The organism is Pseudomonas lopnurensis (assembly GCF_015070855.1).
GTDB lineage: Bacteria > Pseudomonadota > Gammaproteobacteria > Pseudomonadales > Pseudomonadaceae > Stutzerimonas > Stutzerimonas lopnurensis.
The window spans coordinates 1-16,745 of the sequence record NZ_JADDIX010000028.1 but is presented as its reverse complement, the minus strand read 5'-3'; the positions used below and the strand labels follow the sequence as shown (position 1 = coordinate 16,745).

Genomic DNA, 16,745 nt, shown 5'->3' with positions numbered 1-16,745 from the left:
CTTGCAGCTTGCAGCTTGCAGCTTGCAGCTTGCAGCTTGCAGCTGCTTCAGCGGACCTTCACTACCAGCTTGCCCACGGCCTTGCGCCGGCCGAGGGTATCGATGGCCCTGGCGGTGTCTTCCAGCGCGAAGCGTTGCGACACCAGCGGCTTGAGCCTGCCTTCGGCATGCCAGGCGAACAGCTGGCGGAAGTTCGCGGCATTGTCCTGCGGCTGGCGCTGGGCGAAGGCGCCCCAGAACACACCGACCAGGGCTGCACCCTTGAGCAGCGGCAGATTTGCCGGCAATGCCGGAATCTCGCCACCGGCGGCGAAGCCCACCACCAGCATGCGGCCGTTCCAGGCGATGCTGCGAAAGGCTTCCTCGAACAGCTGGCCGCCCACCGGATCGTAGATCACGTCGACGCCCTGGCCGCCGGTGAGCTCCTTGAGTCGCTCCTTCAGGCCACCTTGGCTGTAGTCGATCAGTTCGTCGGCGCCGGCGTTCTTCGCCACGTCCAGCTTCTCTTCGCTGGAGGCAGCGGCGATCACCCGCGCGCCCATGGCCTTGCCGATTTCCACCGCGGCCAGGCCGACGCCGCCGGAAGCGCCCAGCACCAGCAGGGTTTCCCCGGGCTGCAGGTTGGCGCGCTGCTTGAGTGCGTGCATCGAGGTGCCGTAGGTCATGCTGAAGGCGGCCGCGGTTTCGAAATCCATCCCCGGCGGAATCGGCAGCACGTTGTGCCCCGGCACCGCCACCTGCTCGGCGAAGCTGCCCCAGCCGGTGAGCCCCATGACCCGGTCGCCGACCTTCAGATGGCCGATCTTTTTACCCACTGCCGCGACCACCCCGGCGGCCTCGCCTCCGGGTGAGAAGGGGAAAGGCGGCTTGAACTGGTACTTGCCCTCGATCATCAGGGTGTCGGGGAAATTGACCCCGGCGGCATGCACCTCGAGCAGGATCTCGTTCGGCCTGATCTGTGGCGAGGCGACCTCTGCGAGGGTCAGGTTGTCGGCCGGGCCGAAGGCTTTGCACAGGACGGCTTTCATCGGTTTTCCTTGTTCGACTGACCGGGGGCGACGAAGGGCAGCCCGGCGATGGAGGGGCTCGACTGTTCTTGGCGGGTCAAGTCTAGAGGGGTGGGGCCGCGAGGCAATCAGCATCGTCGGCTGTAATGGTGGTGTATAAGCGGCGGGCTTGGGTGGCGCGCTGGCACTGGTTATGCTGGCGGCGGTTAGTCCTTGGAGCAGTCCCGTGAAGCGCATCATCTCCCTGTTTTTCTGTTTTCTCCTGGTAGGCCCGGCTTTCGCCCAGGGCGCAGCCGACGAGGCCGCCAACCAGACGCTCTATTACGCTCTGGCGCCGGCGCTGGTCGGCAACTACAGCTCCGGCGAGCGGCTCAAGTACTACAAGGCCGATGTCGCGCTGCGCATCGCCAGCAAGGATGCGGAGGACCGGGTCAAGCACCACGAGCCGCTGATCCGCAACCAGTTGGTCATGCTGTTCTCGCAGCAGACCGACGAGACCCTGAGCAGCCTCGAGGCCAAGGAGCAACTGCGCCAGGAGGCGCTGAGGCAAGTGCGCGAGGTGCTGGTGCAAGAAGAGGGCAAGCCGTTGGTGGAGGATCTGCTGTTCAACAACCTGATCATCCAGTGAGCGGCCTCTCGCGGGCTCAGCGCAGTGCCAGGATTGCCGCCCACTCCTCCTCGCTCACCGGCATCACCGACAGGCGGCTGCCTTTCTTCACCAGGGCGAGTTGCTGCAATGCCGGTTCGGTTTTCAGTCGCGCCAGTTTCAGCGGCGCGGCAAAGACTTCGACGAAGTCGACGTCGACGGCGCTCCAGGGATTCCTGTCGGTGCTGGCCTTGGAGTCGAAGTAGGGGCTGCCGTGATCCAGTGCGCTCGGGTCGGGATAGGCGGTGCGGGCGATGCGGCCAATGCCGGCGATGCCGGGTTCGGCGCAGCTCGAATGATAGAAGAAGAACGAGTCGCCCACGCGCATCTCGCGCAGGTAATTGCGCGCCTGGTAATTGCGCACGCCATCCCAGCGTCCGCTGCCCTTTTGCTTCAGGTCCTGAATGGAAAATTCGTCCGGTTCGGACTTCATTAGCCAGTGCGGCATGAATATTGCCTTCCTTTCGTTCGGTTCGATCAGACCATGATGGCAAAATCTCCGACAATCGGCTGCAATACCGTTTGCGCAGTGCCGAGGCTTCACGGAGAATGCCGCGGCTGTAAGGTGGCCTATCGAGTCTCCAGAACGATAAATCACACCGACTCGGCGGAAAGATTCACCTGTTAGGGGGAGGCGAGCATATGAAACGCAAGCCAGACATTCTTTGGATTTTGATCTTCATCTTCGGCCTGGGCGTAGTCACCACGGGTTATACGCAGAGCCTCTGGGAGCGCCACGGCGAGCCGGCCGGCGCCGCTCCGGTGATTCAGCTGCAGCAGACGACCCAGCAACGTTGATGGAGTGCCGCAAGGACGCGGCCGATCATTTCCCGACGTACCAGCCCCGGTCCGTTACGGTGGCCTGCAGGGCCACATCCCAGCTTTCCAGTGACAGCCTGTCGACCTTCTGGCACTCGTGCGCCAGTCCCAAAAGTGTCGGTTTGTGACTTTTTTTGCGAATCGAGCGATACGCCAGGCTGCGGTCATAGAAACCTCCACCCATTCCCAGTCGTCCGCCGCCTTCGTCGAAGCCCACCAGTGGCATCAACAGCAGGTCCAGCGTCCATACCGGTCGTTGCCGGGCGGCGCACCGATACGGTTCACGGATACCGAAGCGGTTCGGCCGCAGCCGTTCGCCGGAGTCGATGCGCTGGAACACCATGCGCGTGCGTGGCCAGGGGTTGAGCACCGGCAGATAGGTGGCCTTGCCGCGGCGCTGGGCAGCGCGCAGCAGCGGGCGGGGGTCGATCTCACCATCATTGGGCAGATAGAGCGCGACGTGGCGGGCACGGCGAAACAGGGGGTGCTGGGCCAGCTGTCGATAGAGTCGAAGTGCGGCGAGGCGTTGCTGGGCGGGGCTGAGCCGGCGGCGCGCCTGCCGCAGCTTGCGACGTAGCGCCGGACGCGAGAGGCCTTCGGCTACGATCATTGGAAGTGGCTCCCCAGCATGCCGCTGCCGGCGTAGGCCCTTGAACCCGAGAGTTCAAGGTGGCGACTACAGGAAACCTTCAGGCTTTCCGTCAGGCGGACATGCACACCGGTTCCACATGTAGCCTCCATGGTGTTGCTTATCGGGAGAGGGTCATCGCCGACTGGCGCACATGCCAGGGAGTTGCGCGGATTATACCTCAATACCTCAGGGTCTGTTCCCGTTTCATCGGGAGCCGCGTTGCTGCGCCCAATGGCGCCATGGTCAGGTGGCGTTCCGCAGGCGCGGGACGCAGGCAATGGTGATCCCTTGCCAAGTCCCGCAATGCCGCATGGGGCCATTTGCCGCGCAACCCATCGGGCCGGGCCTGTTTTTGCGCAATGCGGGGTTACTCGATGGCTCATTTGGACGACCAGGCTTCGCATCTCGCGCCTTGCCTCGCGCAAAAACAGGCTCCGGCGCGGCCGCGAATAAAACGGGAACAGACCCTAACCGTTCATCAGTTGCCGGAGGGGTTTGGATCGGGGGCCAAGGCGCTGTCGACGCGCTCCAGCAGCATGCGTACGTGCTCGCGCGCACTGTTGGCTTCGGCGTCCAGGCGGTCGTGCTTGTGCAACAGTTCGTGGGTGATGTTCAACGCGGCCATCACCGCCACGCGGTCGGCGCCGATGACCTTGCCGCTGCTGCGGATCTCGCGCATCTTGCGGTCCAGGTAGCGGGCGGCGCCTTCCAGATTGCTGCGCTCCTCGGGCGGACAGGCGATGCAGTATTCCTTGTCCATGATGTGCACGGTAACGGTGTTCGGCTGGGTCATGAGTCCTGCTCCAGGGCTTTCAGGCGCGAAATCATTGATTCGACCTTCAACCGGGCCATTTCGTTCTTTTCGATCAGATGAGCGCGCTCCTCGCGCCATGCCTGCTCGTTGGCCAGCAGCAGGCGATTCTGTGCCTTGAGTTGCTCGATGCGCTGAATCAGCTGTTCCAGCTTGGCGGTCAGCGCTTTCAGATCGGCGTCTTCCATGGGATTCCTGTTGAAGCACTGGTGAAGACGGAGGCGATGTCCGGGGGCTTCGATGGTCTTGCCGCCGCCGCCGGTGCTAGGATACGAGGCCTTCATTCTAGTCATTGCGCCTGCGTGCGCCTAGCCGCCATGTCGATTCAGAACTCCCCCTATGCCGCCTTCGCCACACTTCTGGCCGGCGCTCCCCAAGTCGTTTCTCCCGCCGAGCTGCATGGTTTGCTGCTCGGTCGCAGTTGCGCCGGTGCCGGCTTCGACGTCGAGCCCTGGCTGACCGACGCCTCCGACCTGCTCGGCGAGGCACCGCAGGACAGCATCCGCCAGGCGCTGATCGGCCTGCAGGAGATGGTCAAGGGCGAACTCGCCGGCGACGACATCGCCATCGTGCTGCTGCTGCCCAGCGACGACACCCCGTTGAGCGAGCGGGCCGTGGCGCTGGGCCAGTGGTGCCAGGGCTTCCTCGCCGGTTTCGGTCTCGCCGCAGGCGACCGTGCGCTGAGCACCGAAGCCGTGGAAGTGTTGCAGGACCTGTCCGCCATCGCGCAGATCCAGGATTCCCTGGAGGAATCCGAGGACGGCGAGAGCGACTACATGGAGGTGATGGAGTACCTGCGCGTCGCGCCGCTGCTGCTGTTCACCGAATGCGCCAAGCCGGTTCCGCCGGTCGCGAAACCCTCCCTGCATTGAGGAAGTTGCCCCGCCCATGACCCGCATCCCGAAATCGGAATACGCCCGTCGGCGCAAGGCGCTGATGGAGCAGATGGAACCCAACAGCATCGCCATCCTGCCCGCGGCGCCGATGTACATCCGCAACCGCGATGTCGAGCACGTCTACCGCCAGGACAGCGATTTCCAGTATCTCTCCGGCTTTCCCGAACCGGAGGCGGTGATTGCCCTGATCCCCGGGCGCGAGCATGGCGAATACGTGCTGTTCTGCCGCGAGCGCGATCCGGAACGTGAACTGTGGGACGGGCTGCGGGCCGGCCAGGACGGCGCGATCAAGGACTACGGTGCCGACGATGCCTTCCCCATCGGCGATATCGACGACATCCTCCCCGGCCTGATCGAGGGGCGCGACCGTGTCTACTACGCCATCGGCACCAACGAGGGCTTCGATCACCGCCTGATGGAATGGATCAAGGTGATCCGCACCAAGGCGCGCCAGGGCGCCCAGCCGCCCAGCGAGTTCGTCGCCCTCGATCATCTGCTGCACGACATGCGCCTGTACAAGTCGGCCAACGAAGTGAAGGTGATGAAGCATGCGGCGGAAATCTCCGCCCGCGCGCATATCCGCGCCATGCAGGCCAGCCGCGCCGGGTTGTTCGAATACCACCTCGAGGCCGAGCTGGACTACGAATTCCGCAAGGGCGGGGCGAAGATGCCGGCCTACGGCTCGATCGTCGCCGCCGGCCGCAACGCCTGCATCCTGCACTACCGCGAGAACGACGCACCGCTCAAGGATGGCGATCTGGTGCTGATCGACGCCGGCTGCGAGATCGACTGCTACGCCAGCGACATCACCCGCACCTTCCCGGTCAGCGGTCGGTTCTCCGCCGAGCAGAAGGCGATCTACGAGCTGGTGCTGGCGGCCAACGAGGAAGCCTTCAGGCACATCGCCCCCGGCAAGCACTGGAACGCGGCCCACGAGGCCACCGTGCGGGTGATCACCGCCGGGCTGGTGGAGCTGGGCCTGCTGCAGGGCGACGTCGACGAGCTGATCGCCAGCGAGGCCTACAAACCCTTCTACATGCACCGTGCCGGCCACTGGCTGGGCATGGACGTGCACGACGTCGGCGACTACAAGGTCGGCGGCGAATGGCGCGTGCTCGAGCCGGGCATGGCGATGACCGTCGAGCCGGGCATCTACATTGCGGTGGACAACCCGAACGTCGCGAAGAAATGGCGCGGCATCGGCGTGCGCATCGAGGACGACGTGGTGGTGACCCGGACGGGCTGCGAGATCCTCACCAACGGCGTGCCCAAGAGCCTTGCCGAGATCGAGGCGCTGATGGCCGCCGCCCGCGAGCAGGCGGCGTGACTAGACTGGCGATCATCGGCGGCGGCCTGGTGGGTGCCAGCCTGGCGCTGGCCCTGCAACAGGGGGCGCGTGAGCGCGGCTGGCAAATCCATCTGATCGAGCCGTTCGAGCCCGGCCACGAATACCAGCCGAGCTACGACGCGCGGTCCACCGCGCTGTCCTACGGTACCCGGCTGATCTATCAGCGGCTGGGGCTGTGGTCGCGGATCGCCGAGCGCGCCGAACCGATCCTGCGCATCCATGTGTCCGAACGCGGCCGGTTCGGTGCCGCGCGGCTGGATGCGCGCAGCGAAGGGGTCGAAGCGCTGGGCTACGTGGTGGAGAACGCCTGGATCGGGCATTGCCTGTGGCAGGTGCTGGATGACGAGGTGGTGATCCGCCATTGCCCGGCCGAGGTCGATCGACTGGAGCCCGGCGCCGATGGCTATCGCCTGACCTTTACCGATGGGCAGCATCTGGACTGTACCCTGACCGTACTGGCCGATGGCGGTCGTTCGGGGCTGCGCGAACAGCTCGGTATCCAGATCCTGCGCCGGCCATACGGGCAGACCGCGCTGATCGCCAACATCACGCCGGGCAAGCCACATGGCGGTCTGGCCTTCGAGCGTTTTACCGAAGACGGGCCGATGGCGTTGCTGCCGCTGCAGGATGGCCGCTGCGCACTGGTCTGGAGCCGTGCCCAGGCCGATGCGGCGCGGCTGGCACAGCTGCACGAGGCGCAATTTCTCGCCGAACTGCAGGATGCTTTCGGCTACCGGCTCGGCACCCTGCAGCAGGTCGGCGCGCGGCATCTCTATCCGCTGGCACTGATCGAGGCCGAGGAGCAGGTGCGTTCCGGCCTGGTGGTGCTCGGCAACGCCGCGCACAGCCTGCACCCGATCGCCGGCCAGGGCTACAACCTGTCGCTGCGCGACGTCGACGCGCTGAGTGCCGCACTACTGCGCAGCACGGCCGGGCTCGGCGATCTGGCGGTGCTACAGGGCTATGCCCGGCGCCAGCGTCTCGACCAGCAACTGACCGTCGGTTTTTCCGATCAGCTCACCCGATTGTTCGGCGATTCCGGGCCGCTGGCCGCCGCCGGGCGCAATCTGGGATTGCTCGGCCTCGACCTGGCGCCCCCGGCCAAGCGCTGGTTCGCCCGCCAGGCGATGGGGCTGGGTACGCGCGCCGGCTGATCGCGGCGCGGCGGGCTGGGAAAGCGGTGGTGAGGGGCTGAGGGCCCTCGTATGTTCGACTCAAGCCGCTGGTGCGGCAGCCGGGAGACACATGATGCAAGCGGATCTGATCATCGTCGGCGCCGGAATGGTCGGCAGCACGCTGGCCCTGGCGCTGGAAAGGTGCGGGCTGAAGATCGTGGTGGTCGATGCCGGCCCGCTCGAGGTTCGCCCGTACGACGGCCAGGCCGCCTTCGAGCCGCGGGTCAGCGCGCTGTCCGCCGCCAGTCAGCGGATTCTCCAGCGTGTCGGCGCCTGGCCGGGCATCGCTGCGCGACGGGCCAGCCCCTACATCGACATGCAGGTCTGGGATGGCTCGGGTACCGGGCAGATCCACTTTTCGGCCGAAGCGGTGCATGCCGAGGTGCTCGGTCATATCGTCGAGAATCGGGTGGTGCAGGACGCGCTGCTGGAGACGCTGCAGGCGCGTGGTGCGGTCGAGCTGATCGCCGCTGCGCGGCTCGAACGGCTGCACCGGAGCGACGAAGGCTGGCTGCTGAGCCTGACCGATGGTCAGGAGCTGCGCACGCCGCTGCTGGTTGCCGCCGACGGCGCCCATTCGGCGGTGCGACGCCTGGCCGGCTGCGAAACCCGCGAATGGGATTATCTGCACCAGGCGATCGTCACCAGCGTACGCTGCGCCGAGCCGCACCAGCGCACGGCCTGGCAACGCTTCACCGACGACGGTCCGCTGGCATTCCTGCCGCTGGAGCGTGACGGCGATCGCCACTGGTGCTCCATCGTCTGGTCGGTCACCGAGGACCAGGCGCGCCGGCTGATGGCGTTGGACGACCAGGCGTTCCGCGCCGCGCTCGGCCGCGCCTTCGAACAGCGCCTGGGCGAGGTGCTCGAAGTCGATCCGCGGCTGTGCATCCCGCTACGCCAGCGCCATGCCAAGCGCTACGTGCAGCCCGGGCTGGCGCTGATCGGCGATGCCGCGCATACCATCCATCCCTTGGCCGGGCAGGGCGTGAATCTCGGCCTGCTCGATGCGGCGGTGCTCGCCGAAGTGCTCGAGGCGGCGCTGGCGCGTGGCGAGCGATTGGCCGATCTGCGTGTGCTCAGTCGTTTCGAGCGGCGTCGCATGCCGCACAACCTGGCGATGATGGCGGCGATGGAGGGCTTCGAGCGGCTGTTCCAGGCCGATCCGCTGCTGCTGCGCTGGCTGCGCAACGTCGGGCTGAAAACCGTGCAATCCCTGCCCGAGGCGAAAGCGCTGTTCGTGCGCCAGGCGCTGGGACTGAGCGGCGATCTGCCGGAATTGGCGCGCGCTTGATGGCAGTTCGATATTTACCAAACGTTGCGCGTACCAATTGTCGCATTGAGAAGCGAAATAACATTCACTACTATTTGGCCTCTGATCAACATGACACGAAGAGGCTGTTCCATGCAGGCAAGCAAAGGTTTACTCGCCGCTCTGGCGCTCACCGCGCTGTCGAGCGCTGTCCAGGCTGCCGATGAAGTAGTGGTCTACTCCTCGCGAATCGACGAGCTGATCAAACCCGTTTTCGACGCCTACACCCAGAAGACCGGCGTCGCGGTGAAATTCATCACCGACAAGGAAGCCCCGCTGATGGCCCGCATCAAGGCCGAAGGCGAGAACACGCCGGCCGACCTGCTGCTCACCGTCGATGGCGGTAACCTCTGGCAGGCCGAGCAGATGGGCATCCTGCAGCCGCTCGGCTCGCAAGTGGTGAAGGACAACATCCCGTCGCAGTACCGTTCCTCCAACGATGCCTGGACCGGCTTGTCGCTGCGCGCCCGGACCATCGTCTACTCGCCGGAGCGGGTCGAGGAAGGCGAGCTGACCACCTACGAAGCACTGGCCGACGAGAACTGGGAAGGCCGCCTGTGCCTGCGCACGAGCAAGAAGGTCTACAACCAGTCGCTGACCGCGACCATGCTCGAAACCCATGGTGCCGAGAAGACCGAGCAGATCCTCAAGGGCTGGGTGAACAACCTCGCCACCGACGTGTTCGCCGACGACAATGCCGTGATCCAGGCAGTGGCTGCCGGCCAGTGCGACGTCGGCATCGTCAACACCTATTACTACGGTCGCCTGCACCAGCAGGACCCGCAACTCAAGGCCAAGCTGTTCTGGCCGAACCAGAATGACCGTGGCGTGCATGTCAACCTGTCCGGCATCGGCCTGACCAAGCATGCGCCGCACCCCGAGGCCGCGCGCAAGCTGGTGGAGTGGATGACCAGTCCCGAGGCGCAGAGCATCTTCGCCGACGCCAACAAGGAGTTCCCGGCCAACCCGAACGTCAAGCCCTCGGCGGAAGTGACGTCCTGGGGCGAATTCAAGGCCGACACCATCCCGGTGGAAGTGACAGGCAAGCGTCAGGCCGAGGCCATCCGGCTGATGGACCGGGTCGGTTGGAACTGACAAAGGCAGCGTCAAGCCGCAAGCGACAAGCCTCAAGTAAGAGCGAAAACGCTATGGAGCATTTGACGAGCTCCGGGAGCCGGCCTTCAGGCTGACCAGCTTGCAGCTTGCAGCTTGCAGCTTGCAGCTTGCAGCTTGCAGCTTGCAGCTGCTGCTATAGTGCGCGCCCCGGTCGTCCGGGGTGTTTGCGTTAAGACAAGGAGTCCTCGTGTCCCATCCCGTGGAGCGCCGCTGGTATCCCATCACCTTCGCAGTCGCGGCTCTGGTGCTGTTGCCGCTGAGCATTCTGCTGTTCAGCTGGGGCGTCATCGATACCGAGATCTGGGCGCATCTATGGGATACGCAGATGCCGCGCCTGCTCGGCAATACCCTGACCCTGGTGCTCGGCGTTGGCGTCGGCGTGGTGGTGCTCGGCGTCAGCCTCGCCTGGTTGACCGCATTGTGCGAATTTCCCGGCCGGCGCTGGCTGGACTGGGCGCTGATGCTGCCCTTTGCGATTCCCGCCTACGTGCTGGCATTCGTCTTCATCGGCCTGCTGGACTTTTCCGGCCCGGTGCAGAGCCTGGCGCGCGAATGGTTCGGCAGCGGCATCCGTTTCCCGCGGGTGCGCTCCACCGGCGGCGTCATCGCGGTGCTGGTGCTGGTGTTCTACCCCTACGTCTACCTGCTCGCGCGCTCGGCATTCCTCGCCCAGGGCAAGGGGCTGATGGAGGCCGCGCGGGTGCTCGGGCAGTCGCCCTGGCAGGCGTTCTGGCGGGTTGCGCTGCCGATGGCGCGACCGGCCATCGGCGCCGGCCTGGCGCTGGCGCTGATGGAGACGCTGGCGGACTTCGGCGCGGTTGCGGTGTTCAACTTCGATACCTTCACCACCGCCATCTACAAGACCTGGTACGGCTTTTTCAGCCTGACCAGCGCCACCCAGCTGGCCAGCCTGCTGCTGCTGGCGGTGATGCTGGTGCTCTACGGCGAACGCCGTGCCCGCGGCGCGGCGCGCCCGGCGAACGATCGGCCGCGCTCCGCGGCGCTGTACCGCCTGACAGGCCTCAAGGCCTTCGCGGCCAGTGCCTGGTGCGGGCTGGTGTTTCTCTGCGCCTTCATCATCCCGGTGCTGCAGTTACTGGTCTGGCTCTGGCAGCGTGGGCGCTTCGATCTGGACGAGCGCTATGCCGGGCTGATCCTGCATACCCTCTACCTAGGCGGCTTGGCCGCGCTGATCACCGTGACGGTGGCGCTGCTGCTGGCCTTCGCCCGCCGGCAGGCGCCGGTACGCTCGATCCGCAGCGCGGTGGGCCTGGCCAATCTCGGCTACGCCTTGCCTGGCTCGGTGCTGGCGGTGTCGATCATGCTGGCTTTCAGTTATCTGGATCGGCATATGGTGATCCCGCTTTCCAGCTGGCTCGGTGGCGCCGGCAAGCCGATCCTGCTCGGCAGCCTCGGCGCCTTGCTGCTGGCCTACCTGATCCGTTTCATGGCGGTGGCCTTCGGCCCGCTGGAAAGCAGTCTGGCGCGGGTCCGCCCATCGTTGCCGCAGGCTTCGCGCAGCCTGGGCGTCGGCGGTCCGGCGCTGTTCTTGCGCGTCTATCTGCCGCTGCTGCTGCCGGGCACCCTGAGCGCCGCCCTGCTGGTGTTCGTCGACGTGCTCAAGGAGATGCCGGCCACGCTGCTGATGCGCCCTTTCGGCTGGGACACCCTGGCGGTGCGCATCTTCGAGATGACCAGCGAGGGCGAGTGGGCACGTGCCTCCCTGCCGGCGCTGACGCTGGTGCTGGTGGGGCTGTTGCCGGTGATCCTGCTGATCCGGCGCTCGGCCAGGCGGATAGGCTAACAGGCCGTTGAAAAACGTAGGCGAGGCAGCCAGCGCAAGGCAAAAACAGGCGAAAAAGCGCAGTTTACGAGCTGTAAATGAGCATTTTTAGCCTGTTTTTAACGCCGCGATGGCAACGCAGGTAGTTTTTCAACAGCCTGCTAAAGCTGCAAAGCCGACACGAGCATGGGGGATGGACGAAAAGCCGCAGCGGCCGCAGGCCGAGTTGCAACCTGCTGAACTGAGCGGGCGTCCCGCACGCGTGGCGGGTTTCACCCGCCCTACGATTTTTCCAGCTTCCAGCTTCCAGCTTCCAGCTTCCAGCTTCCGCCTGCCGGATGCGCCGTGACCTGCCGCCACCTTGGGGCTACAATGCGCGCCATTCGAAAGTCGCCGGTCCTTGCGCGGGCCGATTCTTACAAGACTTTTCCAATGCCGATTCGGCGACCTGCCCGGAAGGAGACACCCATGGGTCAGCGTACTCCCCTCTACGATCAACACCTTGCGCTCGGCGCCAAAATGGTCGATTTCGGTGGCTGGGACATGCCACTGCATTATGGCTCCCAGGTTGAAGAGCATCACCAGGTGCGACGTGACTGTGGAGTGTTCGACGTCTCGCACATGACCGTGGTCGATGTGGCCGGCGACGGTGCCAAGGCCTACCTGCAGCGTCTGTTGGCCAACGATGTGGCGCGTCTGAAGAGTGCCGGCAGGGCGCTCTATACGGCCATGCTCAACGAAAGCGGCGGCGTGATCGACGACCTGATCGTCTACCTCACCGACTGGGGCTACCGCCTGGTGGTCAATGCCAGTACCCGCGACAAGGACCTGGCATGGATGCAGGCGCAGACGCCCGGTTTCGCGGTCGAGGTCAGCGAGCGTGCGGAGCTGGCCATGCTGGCCATCCAGGGACCCCAGGCACGGGCGCGCACCGCCGAGCTGGTCAGCCAGAGCTGCGCGGCGCTGATTCAGGAGCTCAAGCCGTTTCAGGGCCTGGCCGAGGGCGACTGGTTCATCGGGCGTACCGGTTACACCGGCGAGGACGGGCTGGAGATCATCCTCCCGGCCAAGCAGGCCCCGGACTTTCTCAGCGAGCTGGTCGGCGCCGGCATCCCGCCGATCGGCCTCGGCGCGCGCGACACCCTGCGCCTGGAAGCCGGCCTGAACCTCTATGGCCAGGACATGAGCGAGGACGTCTCGCCACTGGCGGCCAATATGGGCTGGACCATCGCCTGGGAGCCGGTCGAGCGTGATTTCATCGGCCGCGCGGCGCTGGAGCAGCAGCGGATGCGCGACGACCTGCCCAAGCTGGTCGGCCTCGTCCTCGAAGAGCGCGGCGTGCTGCGCGCCCATCAGGTAGTACGCGTCACGGGCCTCGGCGACGGCGAAATCACCAGCGGCAGTTTTTCACCTACGCTTGGCAAATCCATCGCCCTGGCCCGCGTGCCCGCCGGCACCGGCGAGCGCGCCGAAGTGGAAATCCGTGGCAAATGGTATCCGGTACGTGTGGTGCAGCCGACCTTCGTGCGTCACGGCAAGGTACTGGTGTAAATTCGACCGACTGTTTTGCGCGACTGCTGTCAACAGCCTTGAGGACACAACAATGAGCGATATCCCCAGCGATCTGCGTTACGCCGCCAGCCATGAGTGGGCCCGTCTCGAAGCGGACGGCAGCGTCACCGTCGGCATCTCCGATCACGCCCAGGAAGCGCTGGGGGACGTGGTCTACGTCGAACTGCCGGACGTCGGTCGCCAGCTCGACGCCGGCCAGGAAGCCGGCGTGGTGGAGTCGGTGAAGGCCGCATCCGACATCTATGCGCCGGTATCCGGCGAGGTGGTCGCGATCAACGAAGCGCTCGCCGACTCGCCCGAGCGGGTCAACAGCGACCCCTACGGCAGCTGGTTCTTCCGCCTGCAGCCGAGCGACCCGGCGCAGCTGGACAAGCTGCTCGACGCCGCCGGCTACCAGGCGGCCTGCGACGCCCAAGCCTGAGCATCACCATCAAAAGCCCCGCTCTGCCGGGGCTTTTGTTTTTTTCGAGAGTAGCTGCCATGCCGCATATGCCGAGTCTTTCCCAACTCCAGCAATCCGATGCCTTTGTGCGTCGCCATCTTGGCCCGGACGCGGGCGAACAGCAGGCCATGCTCGACGCGCTGGGCCTGGCCAGTCGCGAGCAACTGATCGAGCAGACCGTGCCGCCGGCGATTCGCCTGCAGGGCGAGCTGGCGCTGCCGCCAGCGCTGGACGAGCAGGCCGCGCTGGCCAAATTGCGTGGCTACGCCGAGCAGAACCAGCTCTGGACCAGCCTGATCGGCATGGGCTACCACGGCACCGTCACCCCGCCGGTGATCCTGCGCAACGTGCTGGAGAATCCGGGCTGGTACACCGCCTACACGCCCTACCAGCCGGAAATCGCCCAGGGCCGCCTGGAGGCGCTGCTGAACTACCAGCAGATGATCATCGACCTCACCGGCCTTGACCTGGCCAACGCCTCGCTGCTGGACGAGGCCACCGCGGCGGCGGAGGCCATGACCCTGGCGAGGCGAGTGGCGAAGAGCAAGAGCAACCGCTTCTTCGTCGAGGAGAACTGCCATCCGCAGACGCTCTCGGTGGTGCGCACCCGCGCCGAGGCGTTCGGTTTCGAACTGGTGGTGGGCACGCTCGACGCGCTGGCCGGCCAGGACGTGTTCGGCGCGCTGCTGCAATATCCCGATACCCATGGTGAGATTCGCGACCTGCGCCCGGCCATCGAACGGCTGCATGGCCAGCAGGCACTGGCCTGCGTCGCCGCCGATCTGCTCAGCCTGCTGCTGCTGACGCCGCCGGGTGAGCTCGGCGCCGACGTGGTGCTCGGTTCCACCCAGCGTTTCGGCGTGCCGATGGGCTACGGCGGCCCGCACGCGGCCTATTTCGCCAGCCGCGACGAATTCAAGCGCGCCATGCCCGGGCGCATCATCGGCGTCTCCAAGGATGCCCGCGGCAACACCGCGCTGCGCATGGCGCTGCAGACCCGCGAGCAGCACATCCGCCGCGAGAAGGCCAACTCCAACATCTGCACCGCGCAGGTGCTGCTGGCCAATATCGCCGGCTTCTACGCCGTCTACCACGGCCCGCAGGGGCTCAAGCGCATCGCCCAGCGCGTGCACCGGCTGACCGCGGTGCTCGCCGCCGGCCTGGAACGCAAGGGCGTCGCCCGCGTCAACCGGCACTTCTTCGACACCCTGACCCTCGACGTCGGCGGCGCGCAGACGGCGATCATCGAGAGCGCCGAGGCGGCACGGATCAACCTGCGCATTGTTGGCCGCGGCCGGCTCGGCGTCAGCCTCGACGAAACCTGCGACGAGCGCACCGTGGAGCAGCTGCTGGCAATCTTCCTCGGCGCCGATCACGGCCTGGAAATCCCCGCGCTGGATGCCGGCGAGCTGCCTGCGGGCATTCCGCAGGACCTGCAGCGCGGCAGCGGCTACCTCGAACATCCGGTATTCAACGCGCACCACAGCGAAACCGAGATGCTGCGCTATCTCACGCAGCTGGAGAACAAGGACCTGGCGCTCAACCAGGCGATGATTCCGCTCGGCTCCTGCACCATGAAACTCAATGCCACCAGCGAGATGATCCCGATCACCTGGGCCGAGTTCGCCAACCTGCATCCGTTCGTTCCGCGCGGGCAGGCTCAGGGCTACAAACTGATGATCGACGAGTTGGAAGCCTGGCTGTGCGCGATCACCGGTTTCGATGCCATCAGCATGCAGCCCAACTCCGGCGCCCAAGGCGAATACGCCGGGCTGCTGGCGATCCGCAACTACCACGAGAACCGTGGCGAGGGGCAGCGCGACATCTGCCTGATCCCGTCGTCGGCCCACGGCACCAACCCGGCCTCGGCGCAGATGGCGAGCATGCGCGTGGTCATCGTCGAGTGCGACAAGGCCGGCAACGTCGACCTCGAGGACCTTCGGCGCAAGGCCGCCGAAGCCGGCGACAGGCTGTCCTGCCTGATGATCACCTACCCCTCGACCCATGGCGTCTACGAGGAGAACGTGCGCGAGATCTGCGCGGCGATCCATGCCCATGGCGGCCAGGTCTACATGGACGGCGCCAATCTCAACGCCCAGGTCGGCCTGGCGCGGCCGGCGGACATCGGTGCCGACGTCTCGCACATGAACCTGCACAAGACCTTCTGCATCCCGCACGGCGGCGGCGGCCCGGGCATGGGGCCGATCGGCGTCAAGGCGCACCTGGTGCCCTTCGTCGCCAACCACCCGGTGGTCGAGCTGGACGGGCCGCAGGCCGGCAACGGTGCGGTCAGCGCGGCGCCCTGGGGCAGCGCCAGCATCCTGCCGATCAGCTGGATGTACATCGCCATGATGGGGCCGCAGCTGCGCGATGCCACGGAAGTCGCGATCCTCGGCGCCAACTACCTGGCCAACCGCCTCGGCGGCGCCTTCCCGGTGCTCTACAGCGGGCGCAACGGCCGCGTGGCCCATGAATGCATCATCGACCTGCGTCCGCTCAAGGCGCAGACCGGGATCAGCGAGGAAGACGTCGCCAAGCGCCTGATGGATTACGGCTTCCATGCGCCGACCATGTCCTTCCCGGTGCCCGGCACGCTGATGATCGAGCCCACCGAGAGCGAATCGAAGGCCGAGCTGGATCGCTTCGTCGAGGCGATGCTGAGCATCCGTGCGGAGATCGCCAAGGTGCAGGATGGCCAGTGGCCGGCGGACAACAATCCGCTGGTGCATGCACCGCACACCCTGGCCGACGTGATCGGCGAATGGGACCGTCCCTACGGCATCGCCGAGGCGGTGACGCCCAGCGCCCATGCCCGGGCGCACAAGTACTGGCCGGCGGTGAACCGGGTCGACAACGTCTATGGCGACCGCAACCTGTTCTGCGCCTGCGTGCCGGTGGAGGCCTATCGCGATTGACGAGTTCCCTGGGCGGGTGGGCCCGGAGGCTTTCGTAGGGTGGATGTCGCTTTTCACGTCCACCGGGCGTCCGCTCGGTGGATCGATGGAGCGTGATCCACCCTACGTTGCTGCGGGTGACGCCGGGTTTTGGCGTAGGGTGGATGTCGCTTTTCACATCCACCGGGCGTCCGCTCGGTGGATCGATGGAGCGCGATCCACCCTACGTTGCTGCGGGTGACGCGGGATTTTGGCGTAGGGTGGATGTCGCTTTTCACATCCACCGGCCTCTG

General features: G+C 65.9%; 17 protein-coding genes and 1 other RNA gene. 12 read left to right on the top strand and 6 right to left on the bottom strand.

Annotated features, from left to right (window positions below):
- Positions 1-47: 47 nt before the first annotated feature.
- Positions 48-1,028, bottom strand: a complete 981-nt coding sequence (locus IN820_RS06060; protein ID WP_193680114.1) for an NADPH:quinone oxidoreductase family protein — start codon at positions 1,026-1,028, stop codon at positions 48-50.
- A 205-nt stretch (positions 1,029-1,233) separates the two neighbouring features.
- Here IN820_RS06060 and IN820_RS06055 point away from each other — a divergent pair, with 205 nt between their 5' ends.
- Positions 1,234-1,635, top strand: coding sequence for a flagellar basal body-associated protein FliL (locus tag IN820_RS06055; RefSeq protein ID WP_313024026.1), 402 nt, complete (start codon positions 1,234-1,236; stop codon positions 1,633-1,635).
- A gap of 16 nt (positions 1,636-1,651) precedes the next feature.
- Here the strand turns inward: IN820_RS06055 and IN820_RS06050 are convergent, their stop codons facing one another.
- On the bottom strand, positions 1,652-2,101 hold the full coding sequence (locus IN820_RS06050; RefSeq protein ID WP_193680112.1) for an EVE domain-containing protein: 450 nt from the start codon (positions 2,099-2,101) through the stop codon (positions 1,652-1,654).
- 194 nt (positions 2,102-2,295) lie between these two features.
- Between IN820_RS06050 and IN820_RS06045 the strand changes: the two genes are divergently transcribed.
- Positions 2,296-2,451, top strand: a complete 156-nt coding sequence (locus tag IN820_RS06045) for a hypothetical protein (RefSeq protein ID WP_193680111.1) — start codon at positions 2,296-2,298, stop codon at positions 2,449-2,451.
- Positions 2,452-2,476: 25 nt separating this feature from the next.
- Here IN820_RS06045 and IN820_RS06040 read toward each other — a convergent pair whose 3' ends face one another.
- From IN820_RS06040 to IN820_RS06025, 4 genes are all read right to left on the bottom strand, one after another.
- The gene (locus tag IN820_RS06040; RefSeq protein ID WP_193680110.1) at positions 2,477-3,082 is read right to left on the bottom strand and encodes a 5-formyltetrahydrofolate cyclo-ligase; all 606 of its coding nucleotides are present in this window, start codon (positions 3,080-3,082) and stop codon (positions 2,477-2,479) included.
- Between the two features lie 6 nt (positions 3,083-3,088).
- Positions 3,089-3,267, bottom strand: a non-coding RNA gene (gene ssrS, locus IN820_RS06035) — 6S RNA.
- A gap of 314 nt (positions 3,268-3,581) precedes the next feature.
- A complete protein-coding gene (locus IN820_RS06030) occupies positions 3,582-3,896 on the bottom strand; it encodes a cell division protein ZapA (protein WP_193680109.1) in 315 nt (104 codons plus the stop codon).
- Positions 3,893-4,102 (bottom strand): TIGR02449 family protein, encoded by a 210-nt coding sequence (locus IN820_RS06025; RefSeq protein ID WP_193680108.1) that lies wholly within the window; start codon positions 4,100-4,102, stop codon positions 3,893-3,895. Before IN820_RS06025 ends, IN820_RS06030 begins: the two co-directional genes overlap by 4 nt.
- Positions 4,103-4,231: 129 nt before the next feature.
- Here IN820_RS06025 and IN820_RS06020 point away from each other — a divergent pair, with 129 nt between their 5' ends.
- The 10 genes from IN820_RS06020 to gcvP all read left to right on the top strand — a co-directional run bounded on the left by IN820_RS06020 (position 4,232) and on the right by gcvP (position 16,473).
- Complete coding sequence (locus IN820_RS06020) at positions 4,232-4,786, top strand: YecA/YgfB family protein (protein ID WP_193680107.1); 555 nt, start codon at positions 4,232-4,234, stop codon at positions 4,784-4,786.
- A gap of 16 nt (positions 4,787-4,802) precedes the next feature.
- The gene (gene pepP / locus IN820_RS06015; RefSeq protein WP_193680106.1) at positions 4,803-6,137 is read left to right on the top strand and encodes a Xaa-Pro aminopeptidase; all 1,335 of its coding nucleotides are present in this window, start codon (positions 4,803-4,805) and stop codon (positions 6,135-6,137) included.
- Complete coding sequence (ubiH, locus tag IN820_RS06010) at positions 6,134-7,312, top strand: 2-octaprenyl-6-methoxyphenyl hydroxylase (RefSeq protein ID WP_193680105.1); 1,179 nt, start codon at positions 6,134-6,136, stop codon at positions 7,310-7,312. The genes pepP and ubiH overlap by 4 nt, the downstream gene beginning before the upstream one ends.
- A gap of 94 nt (positions 7,313-7,406) precedes the next feature.
- Positions 7,407-8,627 (top strand): 2-octaprenyl-3-methyl-6-methoxy-1,4-benzoquinol hydroxylase, encoded by a 1,221-nt coding sequence (locus tag IN820_RS06005; RefSeq protein ID WP_193680104.1) that lies wholly within the window; start codon positions 7,407-7,409, stop codon positions 8,625-8,627.
- 111 nt (positions 8,628-8,738) lie between these two features.
- Positions 8,739-9,740 carry an extracellular solute-binding protein gene (locus tag IN820_RS06000; RefSeq protein WP_193680103.1) on the top strand — a complete coding sequence of 334 codons (1,002 nt, stop codon included), beginning with the start codon at positions 8,739-8,741 and terminating at the stop codon, positions 9,738-9,740.
- 208 nt (positions 9,741-9,948) lie between these two features.
- On the top strand, positions 9,949-11,565 hold the full coding sequence (locus IN820_RS05995) for an ABC transporter permease (RefSeq protein WP_193680102.1): 1,617 nt from the start codon (positions 9,949-9,951) through the stop codon (positions 11,563-11,565).
- 172 nt (positions 11,566-11,737) lie between these two features.
- On the top strand, positions 11,738-11,893 hold the full coding sequence (locus IN820_RS05990; RefSeq protein ID WP_193680101.1) for a hypothetical protein: 156 nt from the start codon (positions 11,738-11,740) through the stop codon (positions 11,891-11,893).
- A gap of 119 nt (positions 11,894-12,012) precedes the next feature.
- Positions 12,013-13,095, top strand: coding sequence for a glycine cleavage system aminomethyltransferase GcvT (gene gcvT / locus IN820_RS05985; protein WP_193680100.1), 1,083 nt, complete (start codon positions 12,013-12,015; stop codon positions 13,093-13,095).
- Between the two features lie 52 nt (positions 13,096-13,147).
- Positions 13,148-13,537, top strand: coding sequence for a glycine cleavage system protein GcvH (gcvH, locus tag IN820_RS05980; protein ID WP_193680099.1), 390 nt, complete (start codon positions 13,148-13,150; stop codon positions 13,535-13,537).
- 59 nt (positions 13,538-13,596) lie between these two features.
- Positions 13,597-16,473, top strand: a complete 2,877-nt coding sequence (gcvP, locus tag IN820_RS05975; protein WP_193680098.1) for an aminomethyl-transferring glycine dehydrogenase — start codon at positions 13,597-13,599, stop codon at positions 16,471-16,473.
- Positions 16,474-16,745 lie beyond the last annotated feature (272 nt).

Excerpts from the sequence above, each read along its gene's own strand:
- IN820_RS06025 (WP_193680108.1), bottom strand. The coding sequence starts at position 4,102 with ATGGAAGACGCCGATCTGAAAGCGCTGACCGCCAAGCTGGAACAGCTG.
- gcvP (WP_193680098.1), top strand. The coding sequence starts at position 13,597 with ATGCCGCATATGCCGAGTCTTTCCCAACTCCAGCAATCCGATGCCTTT.
- IN820_RS06030 (WP_193680109.1), bottom strand. The coding sequence starts at position 3,896 with ATGACCCAGCCGAACACCGTTACCGTGCACATCATGGACAAGGAATAC.
- IN820_RS06005 (WP_193680104.1), top strand. The coding sequence starts at position 7,407 with ATGCAAGCGGATCTGATCATCGTCGGCGCCGGAATGGTCGGCAGCACG.
- IN820_RS06040 (WP_193680110.1), bottom strand. The coding sequence starts at position 3,082 with ATGATCGTAGCCGAAGGCCTCTCGCGTCCGGCGCTACGTCGCAAGCTG.
- IN820_RS06045 (WP_193680111.1), top strand. The coding sequence starts at position 2,296 with ATGAAACGCAAGCCAGACATTCTTTGGATTTTGATCTTCATCTTCGGC.
- gcvH (WP_193680099.1), top strand. The coding sequence starts at position 13,148 with ATGAGCGATATCCCCAGCGATCTGCGTTACGCCGCCAGCCATGAGTGG.
- IN820_RS06050 (WP_193680112.1), bottom strand. The coding sequence starts at position 2,101 with ATGCCGCACTGGCTAATGAAGTCCGAACCGGACGAATTTTCCATTCAG.
- IN820_RS05990 (WP_193680101.1), top strand. The coding sequence starts at position 11,738 with ATGGACGAAAAGCCGCAGCGGCCGCAGGCCGAGTTGCAACCTGCTGAA.
- IN820_RS06000 (WP_193680103.1), top strand. The coding sequence starts at position 8,739 with ATGCAGGCAAGCAAAGGTTTACTCGCCGCTCTGGCGCTCACCGCGCTG.
- IN820_RS06060 (WP_193680114.1), bottom strand. The coding sequence starts at position 1,028 with ATGAAAGCCGTCCTGTGCAAAGCCTTCGGCCCGGCCGACAACCTGACC.
- pepP (WP_193680106.1), top strand. The coding sequence starts at position 4,803 with ATGACCCGCATCCCGAAATCGGAATACGCCCGTCGGCGCAAGGCGCTG.
- gcvT (WP_193680100.1), top strand. The coding sequence starts at position 12,013 with ATGGGTCAGCGTACTCCCCTCTACGATCAACACCTTGCGCTCGGCGCC.
- IN820_RS06020 (WP_193680107.1), top strand. The coding sequence starts at position 4,232 with ATGTCGATTCAGAACTCCCCCTATGCCGCCTTCGCCACACTTCTGGCC.